14 protein-coding genes and 1 pseudogene are annotated in these 20,867 nt (G+C 61.0%); 7 read left to right on the forward strand and 8 right to left on the reverse strand.

Annotation, left to right across the window (positions count from 1 at the left end):
- Positions 1-7: 7 nt before the first annotated feature.
- Entirely contained in the window at positions 8-1,423 is a 1,416-nt protein-coding gene (locus tag FJ423_RS28660) for an adenylate/guanylate cyclase domain-containing protein (RefSeq protein ID WP_140846262.1), read from the reverse strand.
- A gap of 32 nt (positions 1,424-1,455) precedes the next feature.
- Here FJ423_RS28660 and FJ423_RS28665 point away from each other — a divergent pair, with 32 nt between their 5' ends.
- From FJ423_RS28665 to FJ423_RS28675, 3 genes are all read left to right on the forward strand, one after another.
- The gene (locus FJ423_RS28665; protein ID WP_246680344.1) at positions 1,456-2,448 is read left to right on the forward strand and encodes a hypothetical protein; all 993 of its coding nucleotides are present in this window, start codon (positions 1,456-1,458) and stop codon (positions 2,446-2,448) included.
- 74 nt (positions 2,449-2,522) lie between these two features.
- A complete protein-coding gene (locus FJ423_RS28670; RefSeq protein ID WP_140846263.1) occupies positions 2,523-3,047 on the forward strand; it encodes a GNAT family N-acetyltransferase in 525 nt (174 codons plus the stop codon).
- Positions 3,048-3,242: 195 nt separating this feature from the next.
- A complete protein-coding gene (locus FJ423_RS28675) occupies positions 3,243-4,628 on the forward strand; it encodes a hypothetical protein (RefSeq protein ID WP_140846264.1) in 1,386 nt (461 codons plus the stop codon).
- 196 nt (positions 4,629-4,824) lie between these two features.
- Here the strand turns inward: FJ423_RS28675 and FJ423_RS28680 are convergent, their stop codons facing one another.
- Positions 4,825-6,594 carry an adenylate/guanylate cyclase domain-containing protein gene (locus FJ423_RS28680; protein WP_140846265.1) on the reverse strand — a complete coding sequence of 590 codons (1,770 nt, stop codon included), beginning with the start codon at positions 6,592-6,594 and terminating at the stop codon, positions 4,825-4,827.
- 242 nt (positions 6,595-6,836) lie between these two features.
- On the opposite strand from FJ423_RS28680, the gene FJ423_RS28685 reads away from it, so the two are divergent.
- Both FJ423_RS28685 and FJ423_RS28690 read left to right on the forward strand, forming a co-directional pair.
- Positions 6,837-10,136 carry an adenylate/guanylate cyclase domain-containing protein gene (locus FJ423_RS28685; RefSeq protein WP_140846266.1) on the forward strand — a complete coding sequence of 1,100 codons (3,300 nt, stop codon included), beginning with the start codon at positions 6,837-6,839 and terminating at the stop codon, positions 10,134-10,136.
- 18 nt (positions 10,137-10,154) lie between these two features.
- Positions 10,155-10,835 carry a redoxin domain-containing protein gene (locus FJ423_RS28690; RefSeq protein ID WP_140846267.1) on the forward strand — a complete coding sequence of 227 codons (681 nt, stop codon included), beginning with the start codon at positions 10,155-10,157 and terminating at the stop codon, positions 10,833-10,835.
- Between the two features lie 60 nt (positions 10,836-10,895).
- Here the strand turns inward: FJ423_RS28690 and FJ423_RS28695 are convergent, their stop codons facing one another.
- Together FJ423_RS28695 and FJ423_RS28700 are read right to left on the reverse strand one after the other, a co-directional pair.
- On the reverse strand, positions 10,896-13,778 hold the full coding sequence (locus FJ423_RS28695; RefSeq protein WP_246680345.1) for a trifunctional glycosyltransferase/class I SAM-dependent methyltransferase/polysaccharide deacetylase: 2,883 nt from the start codon (positions 13,776-13,778) through the stop codon (positions 10,896-10,898).
- 21 nt (positions 13,779-13,799) lie between these two features.
- Entirely contained in the window at positions 13,800-14,018 is a 219-nt protein-coding gene (locus FJ423_RS28700) for a glycosyltransferase (protein WP_140846269.1), read from the reverse strand.
- A 167-nt stretch (positions 14,019-14,185) separates the two neighbouring features.
- On the opposite strand from FJ423_RS28700, the gene FJ423_RS28705 reads away from it, so the two are divergent.
- Complete coding sequence (locus tag FJ423_RS28705; RefSeq protein WP_246680346.1) at positions 14,186-16,471, forward strand: mechanosensitive ion channel family protein; 2,286 nt, start codon at positions 14,186-14,188, stop codon at positions 16,469-16,471.
- 190 nt (positions 16,472-16,661) lie between these two features.
- Here FJ423_RS28705 and FJ423_RS28710 read toward each other — a convergent pair whose 3' ends face one another.
- The 3 genes from FJ423_RS28710 to FJ423_RS28720 all read right to left on the reverse strand — a co-directional run bounded on the left by FJ423_RS28710 (position 16,662) and on the right by FJ423_RS28720 (position 18,814).
- Positions 16,662-17,015 carry an ATP-binding cassette domain-containing protein gene (locus FJ423_RS28710; protein ID WP_095765747.1) on the reverse strand — a complete coding sequence of 118 codons (354 nt, stop codon included), beginning with the start codon at positions 17,013-17,015 and terminating at the stop codon, positions 16,662-16,664.
- Positions 17,006-17,374, reverse strand: coding sequence for a phage integrase N-terminal SAM-like domain-containing protein (locus FJ423_RS28715; RefSeq protein ID WP_224523679.1), 369 nt, complete (start codon positions 17,372-17,374; stop codon positions 17,006-17,008). The genes FJ423_RS28710 and FJ423_RS28715 overlap by 10 nt, the downstream gene beginning before the upstream one ends.
- Before the next feature lie 192 nt (positions 17,375-17,566).
- Positions 17,567-18,814, reverse strand: a complete 1,248-nt coding sequence (locus tag FJ423_RS28720) for a diguanylate cyclase (protein ID WP_140846274.1) — start codon at positions 18,812-18,814, stop codon at positions 17,567-17,569.
- A gap of 139 nt (positions 18,815-18,953) precedes the next feature.
- Here FJ423_RS28720 and FJ423_RS28725 point away from each other — a divergent pair, with 139 nt between their 5' ends.
- Positions 18,954-19,202 (forward strand): hypothetical protein, encoded by a 249-nt coding sequence (locus FJ423_RS28725; protein WP_140846270.1) that lies wholly within the window; start codon positions 18,954-18,956, stop codon positions 19,200-19,202.
- A 1,225-nt stretch (positions 19,203-20,427) separates the two neighbouring features.
- On the opposite strand, the pseudogene FJ423_RS34415 reads toward FJ423_RS28725, so the two are convergent.
- Positions 20,428-20,550 (reverse strand): annotated as a pseudogene (locus FJ423_RS34415) (Arm DNA-binding domain-containing protein); the annotation flags it as partial.
- Positions 20,551-20,867 lie beyond the last annotated feature (317 nt).

Consider the following 20,867-nt stretch of genomic DNA (forward strand, 5'->3'; position numbering starts at 1 on the left):
CAAGTCTTCAAGGGATCGTATAGACTGCTATCTCCCGCTCAATGCCGCGCAGCGAGACCTCATGAGGCACGGGCGTCAGCGCCTTCCTTTGCAACAGATCGGCGGTGAGATTGTCGTCGACCACCGCACGAGTGGCGAAGATCGCCTGTGCATTGGCAAGATTCTGGACCCGCGATGCAATGTTGACCGTCTGGCCGAAATAGTCCTGTCGCTCGTTCATAGACACGGCGATGCAGGGGCCGGAATGGATTCCGATCTTGAGCAGCAGATCCTCGCGCCCGCTCTCGTCGTTGAGCGCACGCATGGCATCGCGCATCCTGAGGGCCGCGGCAATCGCACGATCAGGCGTCGCGAAGGTCGCCATCACCGCATCGCCGATCGTCTTCACCACCGCGCCAGCCTCCGCCGCGACGATCTCGTGCAGAACCTGAAAATGCGCGCGCACGAGATCGAAGGCCGAAAGATCGCCCACCCGCTCGTAAAGCGCGGTCGATCCGCGCAGGTCGGTGAACAGGAAGGTCAGGCTGGTGATCTTCAGGCGCTGGTTGATGTCGAGCGTATCCGTGCGATAGAGATCGCGGAACGTCTGATTGGTGAGCAGGCGCTTGGCTGTGAGGAAGGGCCGGCGCCTGCCCAGCAGATCGTGCAAGCCCTGACTGGCGATGAAAACCGTCGGCAGCACGCGTGTGTCGGTCCTGTTCTCCAGCGAAATGCGCAACGGCCCGGGTTGCATCTCCAGCGTCTGGCTCTGGACATGGTCGCGGTCGAAGACCAACGAAAGGCTTCGGCGCTCCTTTGTCGGCTCACCCTTCACGTCGATGAACTGCACCGAATGGGTAACCGGCTCGAAGACGATGATGAAATCGGACGGAAGCTGTACGGTCAGAACCGCCTTTTCACCGGGCGCAAGCTCGATGTCCTCCAGCGAGATCTCTTCCATCCTTTTCGCGAAGTCTTCATCCGGCAGATCGACGCCGGACGCCCAGTAGATCTGCCGGAAATACTCCATCAACGGCAGCTCATGCGGATTGTGGGCGGCGATCCTGCGTATGCGGGGACTGACGGTGAACGTCACCTCGACCATCTCGTCGAGGGTCGGTGCATAACCCTCGGCGCACAGCGTGCAGGTGTATTCGTCCTTCTGCACCGTTTTCAGCGTGGCGTTGGTGTCGAGCACGCCGCCACAGCCGGGGCACAGAACATTCCACGAAATGTCGAAGATGCCGACCCGCGCCGCATGGAGAAAGGCGCCTATGGTGCGCTCCTCGTCGAGGCCATGCTTGCTGGCGAAGGCCGGCGCATTGATGCGGCAAAGCTCACGGTCCCCGCCTTCCGCGATGGTTCGCTGGATCGCGTCGATTGTCAGTGGATCGACATCTGGTGATTGCCGCAAAAGCGAGAACAGATCCTGAACTTCGTTCATCGTGCAGGCTCCGAAAATGCGCCCAAGCCGTGTTGACCGGACCGCTCCTTGGTCCGGCCGCTGCATTTTACTTCGAAACGGACCGTGCGACCATTCGAATAGACAAACCTGATGACGGTTCAATTCCATTCGGCAGATTTTCACCGGCCGCAAGCGGCACTATGATGGTCCACGGGCATTCACCCTGGGGAGTCTCTCCCATGCCGACACCCGACAATCCGCCATTTCCCGCGGCCCTGCGCCTTTTTTCGGTGGCGGTCATCATCGTCCTGATCGTGGGCGCGGGCCTGTTTTTCGCGCCTGTGCTGGTCAAGCCGAGGTGGCCTTGGGCCGTCACCCCGTTCAATGCCCGCTTCCTCGGAGGCTTCTACACCGCCGAAATGGTCGTGATGGCGGCGCTGCTGTTCTGGAACCGCTGGTCGCCCGGCAGGCTCGTGCTGGTCATGGCCTTCATCTTCACGGTCATCGTCTCGGCGGCTTCGTTCATCAATCTCGGCTATTTCAACTTCGAGCGCAAAGCGCCGTGGCTGTGGTTTTTGGTCTATCTTGCCTCGGCCGCGGTATCCGGGCTGTTCCTGTGGCGGGCCAGGGCCCGTCCTTCGGTAAAAGGCGTGGCCTTAACCCCCGCATGGCGCGGCTACATGTCAGCGGAAACGGCGATCGTTGGGCTATACGGCGTCGGCATGTTGCTGTTTCCCCGGGTGGTCAGCAGCAGTTGGCCATGGCCGGTCGATCCCTTCCACGCCCAGGTCTACAGCGCCATCTTCCTCGCCGGCGCCGGCGGCGTATATCTCCTCTGGAAAAACGCGCCGCGCGAGGAACTGCTGGTGCTAGGCCTGGCGCAGTTCCTGGTTGGCTTTCTTGCCATCCTTGGCCTCGTCATCACCGACGCTGCGGTGCACCGGATCGACTGGACGGCGATCGGGACGTTGTGCTGGCTCGCCCTTTTCGGCTGGATCTGCATGAGCGGCGCCTTCAAGCTCTACACCGCCTCCCAATATTTCAGCTCGCAACCGGCATCGTAGGTCGAAGAGACGGCTGGATTTCCAGGTGAGGTCCGGTGCATCGTGCCGGACCGATTGCCTTCGCCGGGAACGCCATGACCAGCACGACCTCGCCATCGTCCGAGAAGATCCGGCCACAGCTCCGACCCATCCGGTCAAGCGATGCGGAGGCGCTTTGCGCTATCTTCAACATGCCGGGTTTCCGCTGGGGCACGTTCAGGATGCCTTTCGAGAGGGTGGAGCAGGTGGAGCGGCGTATCGCCAAGTCCGGCCAGGAAACCACCTGGATCGTTGCGGAGGTGGACGGCAAGATCGTCGGCCATGGCAGCCTGATCGTACAGGGCTCGCCGCGCCGTTCGCATATCGGCGAGATCAACATCGGCCTTCACGACGCCTTTGTCGGCAAGGGGATCGGCTCCGCCATACTTGGCGCGCTGCTTGACGTGGCCGACAACTGGCGGGCCCTGAAGCGGGTCGAATTGACCGTCTATGCCGACAACGAACCGGCTATCCGTCTTTACACGAGCCACGGCTTCGAGATCGAAGGTCGGCATGTGAAGGCCGGTTTTACCGACGGGCGGTACCACGACCTCCTGAGCATGGCCCGGCTGCGGTTCTGAGATCCGCTGTTGGCCTTGGCCGTGCAGCCGATCTGACATTTTGTGCCGAGTCGGCGAACGGGTGATTGCTGATGGAGAACTCCGTGGGATACGGTCAATTTCGTCTTACACCATTTGATCGCGTTGCGTGGGCCGAGCGCGTCCAGCAAGTCTGGTTCCCTTGGCCTCTGCACCGCAAGCGGCTGACGGGAACCAATGACCGCCGTCTTTGACCCGACCCCTACGCCTCCGGTGGAAATTCTGGCTTTGCTGTCGCCACTCTGCCCGGAAGTCGTGCATGACATCGAGCAGAACTGGAATGCACCGGTTTCCGACTACGCCCGCCATCTGTGGCGGCCGGTGGCAAGGCCCACATCCGGCCCCGCGATCGCTGCCCGCTCGATCCTGCGCGAAGTCCTGCATCAGCGCCTCGGTGTGATTATGCAGCATGAGGAGATCGGCAAGGCCCTCGAAGAGTTCGAGCACAGACCGGTGATTCAGTCCGGCCTGCACTGCCTGCTTCTGATGGACCGGATCACCTTCGATGCCCTCCTGCTTGCTTGGCTCGGCGCGGTCGAAAACAGGCTGTCGGCCTTCGTCGGCTTCATGGGAACGACGATGACCATGGAAACAATTGGCCGGGAGGGGCCGGGATGGCTCGATGTCGGCGACGACAAGATCAACCTGTTCGGCATGGGGCGCCACAAACTGTGCCGCAAAAGTGTCTGCGTGGCCGGTCCCGTCTCCCTCAACAAGCGCGCGCTCGAAGCGGTGGGCGATGAAACGGATGCCAGCCGCTGGCTGGGCACACTGCTTGCCAGTCAAGACAAGGCGTTTGGAACCGCTGCCGATGCGCTGACAGCCTTCAACCAGGATCTGGTCGCCAATTGGGATCGATCCGGCATGGCCCTGCCGGTTTTCATCGATGATCGGCTCGCCGCGGCTGCCATGGCTCGGCATCTGGAATATGACGACAGCCTTCTGTCCAGGCTGCTCGTTGAGCCCGCAAGGCGCCAGCGTCTCGAACGTGCCTTGCAAGAGGCCGCATCGAGCCCATTTGGCAGATTCCTGCCCAATACCACGGCCTATTTCTGGGGCATCCGCGAGGAGCGCGTGCGCAAGCTCGTCCTCGAGAACGGGCACCTGGTCGAGCCCGACAGGCCGCATGGTCTTTCCATCCCGTTCGAGCGGCCGTATCTCAAGCAGGCGCTGCTGGACGGCGTGCTGCTGCCGAACTTGTTCCTGATGTTCCTCGTTCTTGCCATACTGCCGCGCGTGCGGGCTGTGGGCGGTTTGAGACAGATTGGCTATGTAGCGCTTTTCCACTCGATCCTGCTGGCTGCGCTAGACGAAAACGCGCCGGAAGAGCGCGATCTGGCTGCCGAGCTGCAGGTCCGGGAAAATGCCTGGGGAATGCGGGTCATCGATGAAAAGATCTCGGTCCGCGAGCAGCTTGCCGGCCTACCCGAGGGGGCGCTCTTCCCGGAACTGCTCCGGCAATATCGTTTGCGGACATTTGCCGAGACGACCGACGATCTGAAACTGGTTCGCGAAGACGCCCGGTGGCGCAAGGTCGGCCAGGCAGAGATCAAGGCGACCTGAGCCTCACTTCAGCCCTTATCTCAGGCTGTTTTTCTAGGGTGCAACCGCAAGCGACGGCGATTTATCGGTGAGCCTCTGGCGTCTGATCCGGCCGCTTCCTTGAGGGTAAGCAGCAGTCAAACGGAAACAAAACGGTTACGGAGGCTCCATCGCGATCGGCTGCAGTTCAAGGCCAGACCTGACTTGGCCTCACCTGTCATTGCACGATACCGGCCTTGCGGAGCCCGTCCACGACGAGTTCGAAATCGGCAGGGTTCTTGTAGGGCAAGACTTTGCGTCGGTAGTCCAGCGAATAGTCCGGATTGACGCGCAGCACCTCCTGCCATGCCCCACGGGCCTCGTCGAAACGGCCCAGATGGCCGTAGCTGGCGGCCAGAAGCGCGCGCGAGACATCGGTGGCAGCGTTGCGAGCCAGCCGTTGCAGCAAGAGGTCAACGGCCTCTTCGTACCTTCCGAGTTGAAACGATGCCAAAGCCTGGAAATGCAGAAGCACATCGGGAAAGTATGGATTCAAGGTCTTGCCCCGGGCGAAACTCTCGAGCGCCTCTTCGGACCTGCCCGAATAGTGCAGCGCCTCGCCGAGGATCACGTGCCCTTCGGCGAAGTTCGGATTGAGGGCTATCGCGTGCTCGGCTTCGTTGATGGCCTTATCGTGCCGTCGTGTATACAGCTTGACGATAGCCAACGCCCAGTGCGCCCAGGGATCGCTCTCATCCAGCGTTACCGCTCGCGTCGCAGCCTCTTCCGCTTGCGCCATCGATTCCGGCGGCGACCCACTCCACCTGTTCAGGTAATCGAGCCCGTGCGTCAGGGCGAGGAAGGCGTGGGCAGAGGCAAATTTCGGGTCAAGTTCGATGGCACGTTGCAAGAGGTCGCGGGCTGCGACGTTCGTCTCCTTCGTCAGCCGGTGCCACAGCTCTCGGCCCCGTAGGAAATAGTCATACGCCTCCGTGTTGCGCGCATACTCGGGCGCTAGCCGCTGACGGTCGCCCTCAGTCAGATTGAGCGCCAACGCACCGACGATCTGCTGCGTCACGTCGTCCTGCACGGCGAATATGTCGGTCAGGTCGCGATCGAACCGCTCCGCCCAAAGATGGCCGCCCGAGGCTGCATCGATGAGCTGCGCGGTAATGCGCACCCTGTTCCCCGACTTGCGTACGCTGCCCTCAAGCACATGCCGCACGCCGAGCTTCGTGCCCACCTCCTGCACACGGACATTCTGGCCCTTGAAGGTGAACGACGAATTGCGTGCGATGACGAAGAGCTGCGACAGTTTGGACAGCGCCGTGATGATGTCTTCAGAGATGCCGTCGGCGAAGTAATCCTGTTCGGCGTCACCGCTCATGTTGGCGAACGGCAGGACGGCAATCGACAATTTCGGCGGCGCTGCCGTCGCGGGCCGGCTCGGCGCGGTTTCCGGGGTCGCGGCCGCCTTGGTCCCGGCGCCGACTTGCAGCGAATAGACCCGGATCGGCTCGGCGATGTTCTTGAGCTGTGTGCTGCCGAGATCGCTGACCGAGAGGTCGAGCCTCGCCTTGACCTGGCGATAGGCATCCTCGGACAGGCAGATGGCACCGGGCGCCGCGACGCCCTCCAAACGCGAGGCGATGTTGACGCCGTCGCCCATCAGGTCGCCGTCGCTCTCTTCGACCACATCGCCCAGATGGATGCCGATCCTGAACTCGATGCGGCGGTCCTGCGGCACGCCGGCATTGCGCTCGACCATACCATTCTGAACCTCAACGGCGCAGCGCACGGCATCCACCACGCTGCGGAACTCGACCAGCGCCCCATCCCCGGTGCGTTTGATCACCCGCCCGTGGTGCACTTCGATGGTCGGATCGATCAGGTCGCTGCGCAGCGCCCGCAACCTCGCCAAAGTACGATCTTCGTCCGCGCTCGCGAGCCGGCTGTATCCGACCACATCGGCAGCCAGGATTGCCGCTAGCTTACGATTCTCGCTCATGGGTCGTCTCCTCATCTCCAGGATAGCAGGAAGACGGAGGGTAAGAGGGAACTTTCGCAAGGGACGGCCAGGCAGCCGCCCGAATCGACAGCGCTCTGCCACAGAACCCACACTAATCGCTTGATGCCCATTTGCGTTGCCGCTTGCTGGTCGACGGCTATCGGTTCATCCTTGTGTGAATACCCGGCCGTGAAGTGCGTAGCTAGATCACGCCGTCACGGCCCCTGGTGAGGTCTTGTTCGATGGACTGCGCGGGCTGCGGTTTCGAGGTTGAGGACGGTTACGCTTTCTGTCCGAGGTGTGGCAGGCGCCAGCCCGTGCCATGCTCCAGTTGTGGCTACGTCTGCGCACCTGATTTCGAGTTCTGTCCGAAATGTGGGACAAGCGTCGGTGCGCCGGCAAAAGCCGTCGAACGGCCTGATCCGACACCAAGCCGGACCATTGTGCCGCCTTCTCGAACTCCGTCGCTGCTTGCAAACATCGAAAGCGAAGACGGGCTGCATCCCGTCTCTGACGCCGATCGCAGGACGGTAACGGTCTTGTTCGCCGACCTTTGCGGCTTCACCACACTCAGCGAGCAGCTCGACCCAGAGGTCATGCAAACGCTGCAGAACGAACTGTTCAAGGAATTGACAGCGGCAGTGCGAAACTTTGGCGGTTTCGTCGACAAGTTCATCGGCGATGCACTGCTTGCCTTGTTTGGTGCACCGGTCGCGCATGAGGACGATCCGGAACGTGCGCTTCGCGCCGCTCTCGACATGATGGCCCGGACGGCACGGCTCGGCGAAAGCGCTCCCCACTCCGGCTCGCCTCTGTTGCTTCACATCGGCATAAACACTGGTCCGGTCGTTACTGGGGGATTGGGCATCGGTACCGCCAAATCCTATTCGGTGACCGGCGATACGGTGAATACGGCGCAACGCCTGCAATCGCTGGCCGCACCGGGTGAGGTGCTGGTTGGCGAGCTCACTCACAGGCTGACCCGGCATGCCTTTGCTTACGAGTCGCTGGGTGATGTCGTGCTTCGCGGCAAGGCTGGCAGCGTGCTCGTCCACCGACTGGATGGACCGCTTGCGGCGCCGCGTGCAGCGCGCGGGCTCGAGGCGCTCGGCCTCAGCGCGACGATAATAGGCCGCGGTGCGGAGCTCAATAGAATGCTGGCCAGCCTTGATCAGGCGTGCGGCGGCTCGGCCCAGCTTGTCCGCCTCGTCGGAGAAGCCGGTATCGGGAAATCGCGGCTGGTGAGGGAGTTCGTCGCCCGCGTCGGCGACGAGGATCGTTTTCGCAACGTCGCCGTGCGGCAGGCCACGTGCTCGCCGCTTGGCGAACAATCATTCGGCGCTTTGGGTGCAGTGGTGCGCAGCGCTGCCGGGATGATGCAAAACGACGGTGGGGAGGAAATGCGGGGCAAGCTCGCAGACTTGCTTACCGATCTCGGCCTGCAGGGCGAGGAGGTGAAGCGGCTGATGCCTTTGCTCTACCATGTGCTTGGGCTTGGCGACCCCGACGCCACCTTGCAGTATGTCGAGCCCGAGCAACTGCGGCGGCAAATTCTCTACGCGGTCCGCACGATCATCGAACGGCGGCTTGCGTTGTCGCCGCTGTTGATTGTCGTCGAAGACCTCCACTGGGCCGACGCCGTGTCGCTCGAGGCACTGCGTTTCGTGATGGACAGGTTGGAACGCACGCGGTTGATGTTGCTGGTCACGCATCGTCCGGCGCCGCACAACGACCAGCTCGACTCAAGTCGAGTCAGTCACACGGCGCTCAGGCTTTCGCCGCTCAACGGTGATGACGGTCGTAGCCTGCTGGCGGCGCTTTTCGGCGAGAGCTGGGTAAACACCGCAGGAGGGCTTCCCGACCAGATCCTCGAGCGCGCGGGCGGCAACCCGCTTTTCATAGAGGAGATTGTTCGTGGCCTTATCGATCGCGGTATTCTGGTGCGCGAGGGCCAGCGATGGCGGACTGTGGCAGGCGAAGTCGCAACCGGCATTCCCGCCACTATCCAGGCAATGTTGCTTGCCCGCGTCGACCGGCTGCCCCAAGAGGTGCGGCGGTTGGCCCAGGAAGCCGCGGTAATCGGCCCACGCTTCGATGCCACACTTCTAAAAGCCGTGACAGCCGACCCCGGCCGCCTGGAAGCCGGCTGCGAACTGCTTTGCGATGCGGAAATCATCGAGGAAGTTGCCGGATCAGGTTCGGTCTCATCGCAAAGCTACCGCTTTACGCAAACGCTGCTGCAGGACGTGATCTATCAGAATCTGCTCCTGCAACGCCGGACCGACATCCACGGGCGGGTCGGTGCCGCCTTGGAGCAACTGTGCGGCGACAAGCCGGAACGGCTCGAGGATTTGACCGTGCTCGGCCATCATTTCGCACAGAGCGCCGAGCGGGAAAGGGGCGCGCAATACCTGCAGGCGGCGGGCGATCGCGCTCGCATGATATATGCCAACGACGACGCCCTTCGTTTCTACGAGCGAGCCATGACTGCGTTGGGCGCGGTCGGGCAAACACCGCTCAAACTGGCAATTGCAGAGCGCATTGCCGATTTGAGCGGTCCGCTAGGCCGCCGCGAGATCGCGCACCAGCACTACGAGACGGTCTTGCAGGCATATCGCGAGTCGGGCGATCGCGTCGCTTCGGCGCGAGTTTTGCGCAAGATCGGTCGGCTGTTCTGGGACGTCGGCAAGCGGGACAACGCAGAATCCCGTTATGCCGAAGCGGCAGCGCTTCTCGATGGCGCGGATGCCCCGGTCGAGCAGGCGCATCTCTGGCAAGAACGTGGCCGACAGGCGTTTCGTGGCGGAGATCACGCTCTCGCGGCAAAATGGGCAGACGCGGCGCTGGATTGCGTACGCACTCTGACAGCCGAGCATGCCTCAGAGATGGGGCGTGATGCCACTCTTGTGACCGCCGAGGCACTCAATACCAAGGCTGTTGCGCTGGCTCGCCTTGGGCGAGACCATGAAGCCGTGCGTCAGATTGAGCGCAGCATCGAATTGGCCGAAGCCGCCGGTCTGCTGGGCGCGGCCTGCCGCGGCTACACCAATCTCGGCGTGCTCTACACGACCATCGATCCGGCACAGGCCATAAAGGTCTGTCGCCGCGGTCTTGAAGTGGCGCGCCATATTGGTGATTTGGGCTTCCAGGCGCGCCTCCTCGCCAACCTGGCGGTTGCTTGTTGCACTTTCACGGATCGCTGCCCAACGGAGGGCGTGCCTGCTGCCGAGAAGGCCATCGAGATCGACCGGGCGCTCGACCAGCGCGAGCACCTGCCGGTGCCGTTGATCGTGCTTGGGCAGATCCACCAGTGCAACGGTCGTCCGGAACTGGCGGTTGGCTTGTTCCAAGAAGCACTGGACGTAGCGCGCGAAACGAGTGAGCCCCAACTGCTGTTTCCGTGCTATGATGGCCTTGCAACGCTTAACCTCGACCTCGACAATCTGGCCGAGGCTGAACGCTACTTTTCCCTGGCGCAGGGAATATGCGCCCAGCACGGGCTCGACCCGGAAGCGCTTGTGGTGCTGCCTTTTCTCGATTAGCCGGTGGGAGGTTGAAAAATGTCCGCGCGTATTGACTTGGTACCGCTTCAACCGGGCGATCGTGCGCCGAACGTGGTGCTCGACGCCATCACCCAGGAAGGCAAGATCGCGCTTGACGACTTCCGCGGACAAAAACCGGTGCTGGTCGGCCTGTTTCGAGGTCTCCATTGTGCGTTCTGCCGGCGCCATATCGCAGCCCAGGCGCGGCTTGATCCGGAACTGCGCGAAAAGGGGGTGGAAAGCCTGACGGTGGTCAACACGCCGATTGAGCGGGCGCGTCTCTATTTCCGCTACCACCCGATGCCGAATCTGCTTGCGGCTTCCGACCCCGAACGCGCTTCACATCGTGCCTTTGGACTGCCCAACCTCGAATTCACCCAAGACGAAACGAACTGGCCGTACAAGGTCTCGATGACAGCGGCAAAGGATATGCGGGTCGACATACCAGGCGAGTTGCCCGCTCCCATGGATCCTTTTGCGGCCAGCGAATTCCTCGACAAGAAGGACCATTACGAAGTGACCGAGGCCGACGAGCAGATGATGGCAACGGGTCACGGACAGCTGATCGGTCAGTTCCTGCTGGACCGTCAGGGGGTCGTCCGCTGGAGCTTCACTGAAGTCCCAGAGGGTGGGCGATACATGTTTGGGGCGCCGAACCCGCAGGAGCTGATGTCAGCCGTGTCCCAGGTCGCCCAATAGACTTGCGACCAAGGTAGTAGGCGGACACCGACAAAAAAGCAGAAGAGGTTTGTTCACCGTTCATTCGAGTACGGCCTCGACAGTGGCAACAAAGTCGTCGAGCGAGCGATCCCCGCGAACCTCGATGCGCGGAAGGTCGATGGGGTCGCAATCGAGGTCCGCCGGCCCGTGTTTGCCGCCGAAGCCGATCCGATAGCCGCACTCTTTGGCCAGCCGGCCAAGCCGTCGGTCGGTGACAGAGAAGGGTGCCGCGAACGTCGTGGTTGGACGACCGGTCCACCGTTCGATGAACATACGAGAACGCAGGAGCTCGGCGGCCAAGTCAGAACTCGACAGACCATCGATCGCGCGATGCGTCGCCAGATGGCTTCCGAAGAACGCACCTTCGCCGGCGAGGCGTCGCACCATCCCGGCGTCCATAAGCTGCGTCGGCGGACCACTGTGGGCGTCCCACTGGGCACTTTTGCCCACCAAGTCCGTCACCAGGAATACTTCCGCGGTCAGGTCGTTCTTGCGCAAGGTCGGCCAGGCATGGTCGGCAAAGTTCTGGAAGCCGTCATCGAAAGTGATGAGCACTGGGCGGCCAACGAAAGGGTGGCGGTTGGCAATGGACCATTCCAGCTGCTCGGACATAATCGCGTGAAAGCCATTGGAACGCAGCCATGCCATCTGGCCTTCGAATGCGGCGGGCGTGCACCGAAAACGGGCGAGCGCGGCCGGACCATCATCGGCGACGCTGTGATACATAAGGACAGGGATACGCTGCCGCCGCTCGCTACGTGCGACGTCGCGGCGCAAGGCCCGTGCCCCGCCCCAAACGATATTTCGCGCGACCCCAATACCGATGGGTGCGCGGATCGGCACATGATCAATCATCGGTTCCGTCGCCACGTCGTCTGGTGACAGGCGGTGGAAGCGGTCTATGCGATAGAGCTCGGTCTGGATCGATTGCTCGAGGACGAGGCCTTCAGTCGCTGCCAGCGTCTCTGAGATCGCTTGTGCGCCGAAAGTGTTCCAGTCGAAGCCCGTCCTTTCAACATTGTCACGGAGTACGAATGCGTGTGCGCTGATGAAACTGCCGCCAGGCGCCAACGCCTCAACAAATTTCTTGGCGATACGCCGCAACTCGGCGAGATCATCCAGGTAGTAGAGCACTTCCGAACAGACGATCAGATCCATCCCACCTGGCAGCGTGTCCGCCGAGAAATCCAGCACACCGAATTCAACATTCGGCTGATCGCTGCATCGCGCGCGCGCCCGCCCGATGGCTATGGCGGAGATGTCAGTTGCGGTCAAATGGCCCACTCGCGGCGCCAGCTGCCGCGTGAAGTGGCCCTCCGCGCAGGCCAGCTCAAGCGCCCGTCCGATAGGACCGGCAGGCAGAATTTCGAGCTGCCGCTCATATTTTTCCTGCTCATAGGGTGAACTGTAGTTCCAGGGGTCCTCCGTCGCGAAATAACGATTCCAGAAAGACGTGCGATCATTGTCGTGGTCATCCGCGGCCCGTGGACGGCGCGGCACTGCAAGAGACTCTGTAATTTCGGCGCTCGACCGAACCAGCCCCTGCGCTTCAGCGACCAATCGGGCGAGTTCGCCGAAGTGGCTGTCCGGATCAGACGGATGCTCCGCCATGGGCAACGACGCCTCGGCTGCAGACAGGTTTGAATCGTCGGCAACGCCGCTCTGCGAGGCCAGCTTAATCCAATGGCTCCTTGTCACTTTCCCGAGCGCGCCGAACTGCACGCGGGCCCCGATCCGGCCGTCCACCATCAGATAGGCATAAATTTGGTCGATTCCTTCCGGCAATTCTATCGAGATCGGATTTCGAGCGTCGACGCGAATTCCCAGTGTCCGTGCCAGTCTGCGCGGCGCGGCGAGATCGTCGAAGTCGAGAAGCATTTGCTCAAGGTGATACTGGACGCGGCGACCCGCAGCGGGATCGTCCCAGATCTTGCCGAGTTCGATGATCAGCTCGGTGAGAGAGCCGCCGAACCTCTCCCATCTGGCAGCCAGTTGCGTTGGCACCGATAGGCTTCCTACCAAAAGGCCATCGAAGACCACCTTGGCGACCTCACGCGCCCACTTACGTCCTGCCGGGAGCGCGCGCAGGGACTGGGGGTTGATCGAGTGCGAGCCGCCGCCGCAATCCGACGCGGCGTTCCACAGTGCGAACCACGCGAGTGCCTGGGAAGCGGTGCGGCCGTTCGCCTCGATCGCTCCATTGGCGTGAGCCGATGCTGGGTGTTTGACCCTGGGATCAGGAGAAAAGCCGCGGGCGATCACGATTTCCGCATCTGCCAGCATCTGCGTCGAATTGCGGGAGAGCGAGTTGGGGCTGACGCTATAGAAAGCGAGCGGCTCGTCGACCATCACCCAACGTTTGCCTAGACGTGCGAGGCGCTGCCACAGATCCCAGTCCTCGCAGGTGCGCAGCGACACATCGAAACCGCCCAACTCGACAATTGTCTCCCGGTCGACCAGCAGCGCGTGAGTGCGAATGGCACACCGGCGGGCGAAAGTTTCGAAGGGCTGGATCGCAACCTCAGTTGAGATGCTCGACGGGGTGAGTTCGCCATCGGGCATCACGCGCCGAGAACCGCAATAGGCGGCCACTGCATCGGGCGTGGTTTTCAATGCGGCCAGCATTTTCGCAAGGAAGCTGGCATCCACCCAATCGTCCGCGTCCAGAAACATGAGCCATTGGCCGCGCGCTGTCGAAATCCCGCTATTGCGCGCGCCGGCGGCGCTATACGCGCAAGACCTCAACGCCCGAAATCGGGCATCGTGCTCCGCATAACCGGCAATGATAGCGGGGGTGCGGTCCGTGGAGGCGTCGTCGACGATGATCGCCTCCCAATCCACTATTTCCTGATCGAGAAGGCAATCGAGCGCGCGCGCCAGCGTTACCTCCGCGTTGTGCGCAGGAACCACGATTGAAACCAAAGGATTAGACGCCACGCCGTCCTACCCGCGCCTAGTTCGAAGGTGGAACAGGATGCGTTGGTCTTTCTCGGCGCAGGCCGTCACAATCGACGCCGATCCGTCCGTCGACCCATCATCCATCACCACTATATCCAGTACCTGGTAGGTCTTCCGGCGGATGCCGGCAAGCGTTGCGCCGATGGTTTTCTTGGCATCGAACATCGGTATCACACCGCCTGCGGTAGCATTGTCCTGGATCATCGAGCTTTCGTTTTCTTCGGCAAGAGTCGGCGAATGTCAAAAACGTGCCCTAGCTCGGAACGATGAAGTCTTGCACCACAACTTCGGCTTCTTCAAGGTAGGAGTAATGGGGGACATAGACGTCGTTGCCTGCCGATTTGAGGGAAGGTTAAACCACGATGCCACTCATGAATCGACGATTGGGAGCCGGGTATCTGGCGCGCCCGGCACGACATTTCGGAGATCTGACGGCACTGCTGGCGGTGATTGCCGGGCCGCTCGTCCTTGGGATCGCCCTCTTGTTGGCCGGTCCGGTACAGGCACAGGCGCCGGCGGCCGTCCCGCCTGAAAAGGTCAAACAGCTGTTCGAGCTTCTCGACGATCCGTCAGTGAAGGCCTGGGTGGCCGAACAGCGAAAGCAGGGCTCCGGGCCGACGGGAGCGCCTGCCGAGGCGGGAGCTTCGCCGGCCGACATATCGTCCGACCCCGCGGCCGCACCTGGCCAGATGAATACGATGGCATCCTCGACGCTCGATCGGATCAAGCATCATATCGAAAGAATTGCGCGAACCGTGCCCTTGCTGCCAGGTCAGTTCGCGCGCGTTCGCACGGAGACCATGGACGATATGTCAAGCAAGGGCTCTGCCGGCGTATTCATGCTGATTGCGATCTTCATCGCCGCCGGCGTGGCGCTCACCTGGGCAATGTACAGGCTCACCCGTCCGTTTCGTCTTTGGATCATCGCGCAGTCGAAGGATACGCCAATTGGGCGAGCCAAGAAGATTGGCGGCCGCACGCTTTATTCCAGCCTGCTGATCGTATCGTTCGCGCTGGGCAGCGCCGGCGCGTTCATGTTGTTCGACTGGCCAATGCTTATCCGCGAGATCGTGCTGACATTTCTGATGGCTGCGGTCGTTACGGCGGGTGTGCGCATGTACCTCGCAGCCATGCTCGTCCCTTCCTTCATGAAAGTCGAGAACGCCGTCGAGGTTCGTGCTTTGCCGATCACCAACGAAACGGCCGACCATTGGTTCTATTGGCTACCCCGGACCGTCGGCGTCTTCGCCTTCTTCGGCGCGGCGTTTATCCTCTTGCCGGGTCTCGGCATCGATCGGGACGGAATGCTGGTCCTGTCAACGGGCGCCGATTTCGTACTGCTGTTGCTCTTGCTGCTTGCGGTTTGGCGTCGACCAAGAACACAGCGAGACGGTGCGCACCAAAGCGGCCACACGGCAGCGACATGGCTATTGACTGCTTATTTCGTCGTTCTGTTCCTGCTGCGCATCGCCGGCCTCAATATATTATTCTGGTTTACCTTCGCCGCATTCTTCCTGCCTTTGGCGGTCGTGCTGACGCAGCGCGGGGTCAATTTCGTCCTGCGGCCGGGTTCGGAGGATGCTGGCCGGCCTACGATCCCGGCGGTGACGATCGCTGTCATCGACCGCGGAGTCCGGATGATCTTGATCCTGGCGGCGGCTTATTTTCTCGCGCGTGTCTGGGGCCTGGACATGCAGTCGATGCGGGACAGCGATACGACGACCACGGTCGTATTGCGCGGCCTGATCAATGTCGTGGTCATTGCCCTCGCAGCCGATTTCGGCTGGTCGATCATCAAAGCTTTGATCGAACGAAAGCTGGGCATCGAAACACCGCACCCTGTGATCGGCGACGAGGACGTCCCGATCCTCGATCCGCAGCAGGCGCGGCTGCACACGCTCTTGCCTATCCTCCAGAACATTCTGCTCGCATCGATCATAGTGATGGCGGTGCTTATGATGCTCGCCTCGCTGGGTATCCAGATTGGCCCGCTGATCGCTGGCGCTGGCGTCGTCGGCGTCGCGGTGGGCTTTGGGGCACAAACCATCGTCAAGGACATCATTTCGGGCGTGTTTTTTCTGCTCGATGATGCGTTTCGTGTCGGCGAATATATTTCCTCGGGCAATTACAAGGGTACTGTGGAAAGCTTTTCGCTGCGCTCGGTGAAGTTGCGCCACCATCGTGGTCCGCTGTTCACGATACCTTTCGGTGAACTCGGGGCAGTTCAGAACCAGAGCCGTGACTGGGTTATCGACAAATTCAATATCACCGTCGGCTATGACACCGATATCGACTTCGCCCGCAAGCTAATCAAGCGGATCGGGCTCGAACTGGCGGAAGATCCCGAGTTCAAACACTGGGTGCTCGAACCGATCAAAATGCAGGGCGTACAGGAGTTCGGCGAGTACGGCATCGTATTGAGGGTCAAGGCCACAACCAGACCGGGAGGCGCCTTCAACATGAAACGCAAATTCTATGTACGTCTCCGCCAGGTCTTCAAGGAGCAGGGCATCGAACTCCCATTCCCGACCGTCCACGTCGAGGGGCTGCAGAACCCACATGGGAACGCGCCGTTGGAGATCACACCCGAGTTGAAAGTGGCCGTCGCGCAGTCGCACACCAATCGGCGCAGAAAAAAAGCCAGCACAACGGAGTAGGAAAGCTGTGACACCTGCGAGTCACAGTACAGCTTTCCGCGTATCGCCCGTGGCAGGGATACTCTTTCTTTCCGTGTCCCTCGGACCGATCATTGCCGCATTCGGTGATGTTTCGAAAGAGGCTGGAGGAGAAATGAGCCCAGTTCAAGCAGGTCGACGGCAAGTTCGTCCTGCCGGCCGCTTCAGCACCTCATGCACCCAGTTCCGGATCGAGCGCCGAGGTTGGTTCGTCGTGGACGCGGTGGGTCATGTGGACCTTGGCGAGCATCTCCAGCGCCAGCTCCTTCGCTTCCCTGGCGGGAAGCCCGCGCACCTTGCGCACGGCGATCGCGACGTTCTCCGTCACCGAAAGATGCGGCCAGAGATTGGACAGCTGGAAGACCATTCCCATTTCGGCGCGTTGCGGGGCGAACGGCGATCGTTCATCGGCCGGCCGCGGTTGACGCCGATCCGTTCGCCATCGAGATGGATTTCCCGGCGCTCGGCTCCTCAGGCAGCGCAGGCAGGTGGCCTTGCCCGAGCCCGAGGGGCCGATCAGCGCGATCTCTGGCCGGCGGCCATCTCGAAGTCGATGCCTTTCAACACTTCCATCTGCTCGTAGCTCTTGCGCAGGCCCGTCGCCAGATCGGGACGATCGACCGTATGTGTGAAGAAGAAGCGCAGCGCCGACACGATGCTGTTCATCCTCGGCACGGGAACACCGTCGTCCTGCTGCTCGATCTGGAACCGGCGCAGGTCGTCGGTGGTCGCTGTGTCTGGTGAACGCCCGAGGAACGTCGCCAGGCGTCCGATGTCGCCCAGATAGTTGCGCTGCGTCTCCCGTGAGAAACGCCGCATGTTCATGTCGTCGATCAGCCGCTGACGAAGTGGACTGATAGGTGCATCAAGAACAGGATAGGGCATGGTCAGGCTCCTTGTTGAAGAAGCCCGTGATGCTCTGCCGCTGCCGAACCACCCTCAATGCGAGCGCGACGTCCGGCTCGTGATCTCTACCTCACCCCACGCGCCCATCCCGCGCAGCGGGTTCGTTCTTCGGGCTTCAATTCGGTCACCAAGATGTTCTGAAACGTCGAACCGCGGACCTCACTCGAGGCGTCACCGGGTCGAGCGGGTATGTTTGTGCACCGCCGGGTCGGGTCTATGGAGCAGCACCCGGTTCCGGCCGGATTGCTTGGCCAGATAGAGTGCGGCGTCCGCTTGACGCTGTAACTGCTCCGGTGAAATGGCCTCGTCAGCAGTCTGAACTGCCACGCCAATGCTGAGTGTGACGCTGCGCGAGACGCGGGATCCGGGGTTGGGCAAAGCGGCGGCCTCAATGCTCCTACGAACCCGCTCAGCTACAGAGACGGCCTCTTCCTCGGTTACCCCGGGCAGGAGCACGAGGAACTCTTCGCCACCGTAGCGAGCCACGCAATCACGATCGCGCCTGATGTTGTCCTGAATAATATTGGCGACCTCCACCAGACAGCGATCACCCTCGGAATGGCCGAGGTGATCGTTCAGCTTCTTGAAGTGATCAATGTCGCACATCAGCATTGCCGCACCGTCGAGGCAACGTTTGTCATTTCCCCACAGGTGGTCAAGCGTCTCAGTCATCCAGCGCCGGTTGGCGATGCCCGTGAGCGGATCGGTCTTCGCCAGCAATTCCAGTCGATCGTTCGCTTTAGCCAATTCGGCGACCCTGCGCCGGTCGCGTAGCTCAAACAGGAAAGTCTTCTGAGCGAGAATTGTGATGATGCGCCGTGCTGCGACCGTCGCGAAGATACCGCTGGCGAAGAACAGCGTTCCAGCGACGGCGCTCCCATGCTCGATGGCCGGATTCTGCACCTGAAATACCAGATACAGTCCGAGCGCCAGCGCGGCAATCGCGACCGTCCAGGCCAGCGGGATGCCGAAGATGATGATGGCTGTAATGGCCACGAACAGCATGACGTTCAATTGCCGTTCATAGAACTCGCCGCCAGCGCTTACGCCTACCAACGCAACCGACAACAAAATCAGGAACATACCTACAATCAGTGAAGCCCCTTCGAACCAGGAGGGGCGCGGCTTTCGCCATGCTAGAACCACTGCGACGACGACGGGCGGGATGATAGCTCCAGGCAGAAGCATAGATTGCGCGATTGCGCTTGGGAGCATCAGCATGTTGAGCGCCAGCGTCAGCAGATCCAACAAGGCCACCCAGATCATCCAGGCACGAATGATCTTCGCCGTTTGCGGCCAGACTCGTGCTCGAAACAGACGCTTGATTTCACCTTTGAGGCGGATATCGCGCGTTCGGCGCGCCAGAAGCCGGTCAACTTCAGCAGTTAGGGCAGGGTCATCCTGCGCATCGAGGTGCATGAGGTCTGACACAGTCGAGAGGCCTTGCGCTTTCTCCTAATCACCCGTTCGAACCCCACCCTGGGGTCCCGCAAATTCCCAGCCTGTCAAATTATCCTGAAGATTTCATTTCTAGCCATGACGTATTCCAAGAACCTGGGTGGCCGGAATTCTCCGGGTGCCATCGCGGATCGGCTTTGAAAAAATACTGATTGCTTTTTGTTCCGCCGAGGTAGAAAAAATTCGGGTGCTTGGGTTTGGGATTTCAGTGGTGGGGATTCCCATTGGTGATCGGCCGCGTGGTCAAACTGTGGAGTTGGTTCGACAACTGCTCGCCAACGTCCGGCCCGGCGATACGATCTCCATTAAGGACACTATTTGGACCATCCGCGAGCGTGATCCCACCTAATTGAGACGGATTGCGAGCTAGTGGACCTGATAGTCTCCGACGCGGTATGTCTTGGCGCTTTCGTCGCATTCGACAGCCATGAGTGATGCGACCAACACGGCGTCCTTTTCCAGCCGGTCTCGGTAAATAATCAGCACGCGGGCGTCCGCTGTGAGACAATGTGCAGCCGCTAAAAATCTGCTCGAATAAGTCTAAGCGCGGACCGAAATGGCCCGTGGCCGTGAGGGCATGTCTCGCCGAATTAAGCTCTGATGAGGTAGCGCGGTCATCGTGGGCCGCAGCCACGGAGGGAATCTTGCTGGAACGAAATCAATTGCCCAATCCGGTATGTCTCGTTGGTCCTCCAATAAAAAGCCATTGCGCCTTGAACCGAACTCTTTCCTCGATGGAGCGACTTACCTCGAGGTGGGCTTAGCATCAGCGGAACCATTGGGCGATTGAACCCTTCTCCTGAAAAGGAGAGTGTTCGTGAAAGACGCCGAAATCGATTTAACGGAAGCGGGCTGGTTGCTGGCCGTTCCAGTATCCCTCGCGGTGGTCATTTTGGTGGCCGGGTTGGTGTTGAGTTGATGGCCCACAAAGCTCGACCACACACTCCTAACCTGATGACGCTCGCTGGCCGTCAGAGGAACCAAGGCCGCGCTTGTGCAGCAGTTCAGGACCACGGTGGGCGCTACCGGCGTGCGTTTCGGCATTCTTCGGATCGGGCATCAGCTTCGCTGCAGAACCAGCGCTCCCCGCTGCCAGTGGAGATCGCCGTTCGATCATGAAACTGGGAGATGTCGTGCTCGGCCTCAGCCGCTGGGAACTTCAACACCGGCGCTGGTTAGAAAGCAAACAGGTGCCAAGAAATGCCGCGCGGGCTACGTCAGAACGATCGAGTTGCCGAGTTGCTGAGGGGCCAGTTCTCCAACGAGGCGGTCCGGAGACATTTGCTAAGCCTGCCGATCTTTCGCGTTGAAAGGTGGCTTCCTGGTCGAGTTCAAAGACTCCTAGATCGTCTAGCACGGAAAGACGGCAGCGGGCCAAGGACGTAAGCTGAGGGCCCTCGTCTCGCATCGGACGAACACCGATAGACGCACCCAATTCAGTTCCGCGCAACATCCGCCGATTGCGTGCGTTCTTTAGACTGAAGAGCTGCGGCCGATCTGCCGTCGGCCTCATGCGCTGACCAGTCGGAGGCGACCAAAATGTCCAGTTTCAAAGACGCCCTTGAGCGGGGCTAGGCTAGGCGCCATAGCCTGGTTCCCGACGGCTGAATCCATAGCTGCAGCCCGCCGCCATCGGACAGTTTTTGGAGCTTGGACGCGGGCCGGGCGTTGCGGCATTTCACGTCGGAGAGAGCCATTGTGGGACCTCCTGTTTTGGCGCTTCGATACCAACAGGGTCTCAGATACCAACAAAAATACCAACACCTCGCCCCGTTGGACGAAATCTGCCGAACTGCGATGAAATTCGTTCAAGCACACTCATCGTGCCGAAAAGAGGAGCAAATTCAGTGCCTTGCGGAGACGTGAGCGTTGAAGCTTTGGCGAGAGGGAATGTCGGGAGAAGTGCCCTTCCCGAGAGATGGGTGACAGTTCATTCCGGATAGATGGGTTACACTTTTGGCCCTTTGCAAGGAGAGCAAGGTGCCTTGGAAGGAGTGTAACGTCATGGACGAGC

Origin of the sequence: Mesorhizobium sp. B2-8-9 (genome assembly GCF_006439475.1) — a bacterium.
Taxonomy (GTDB): Bacteria; Pseudomonadota; Alphaproteobacteria; order Rhizobiales; family Rhizobiaceae; genus Mesorhizobium.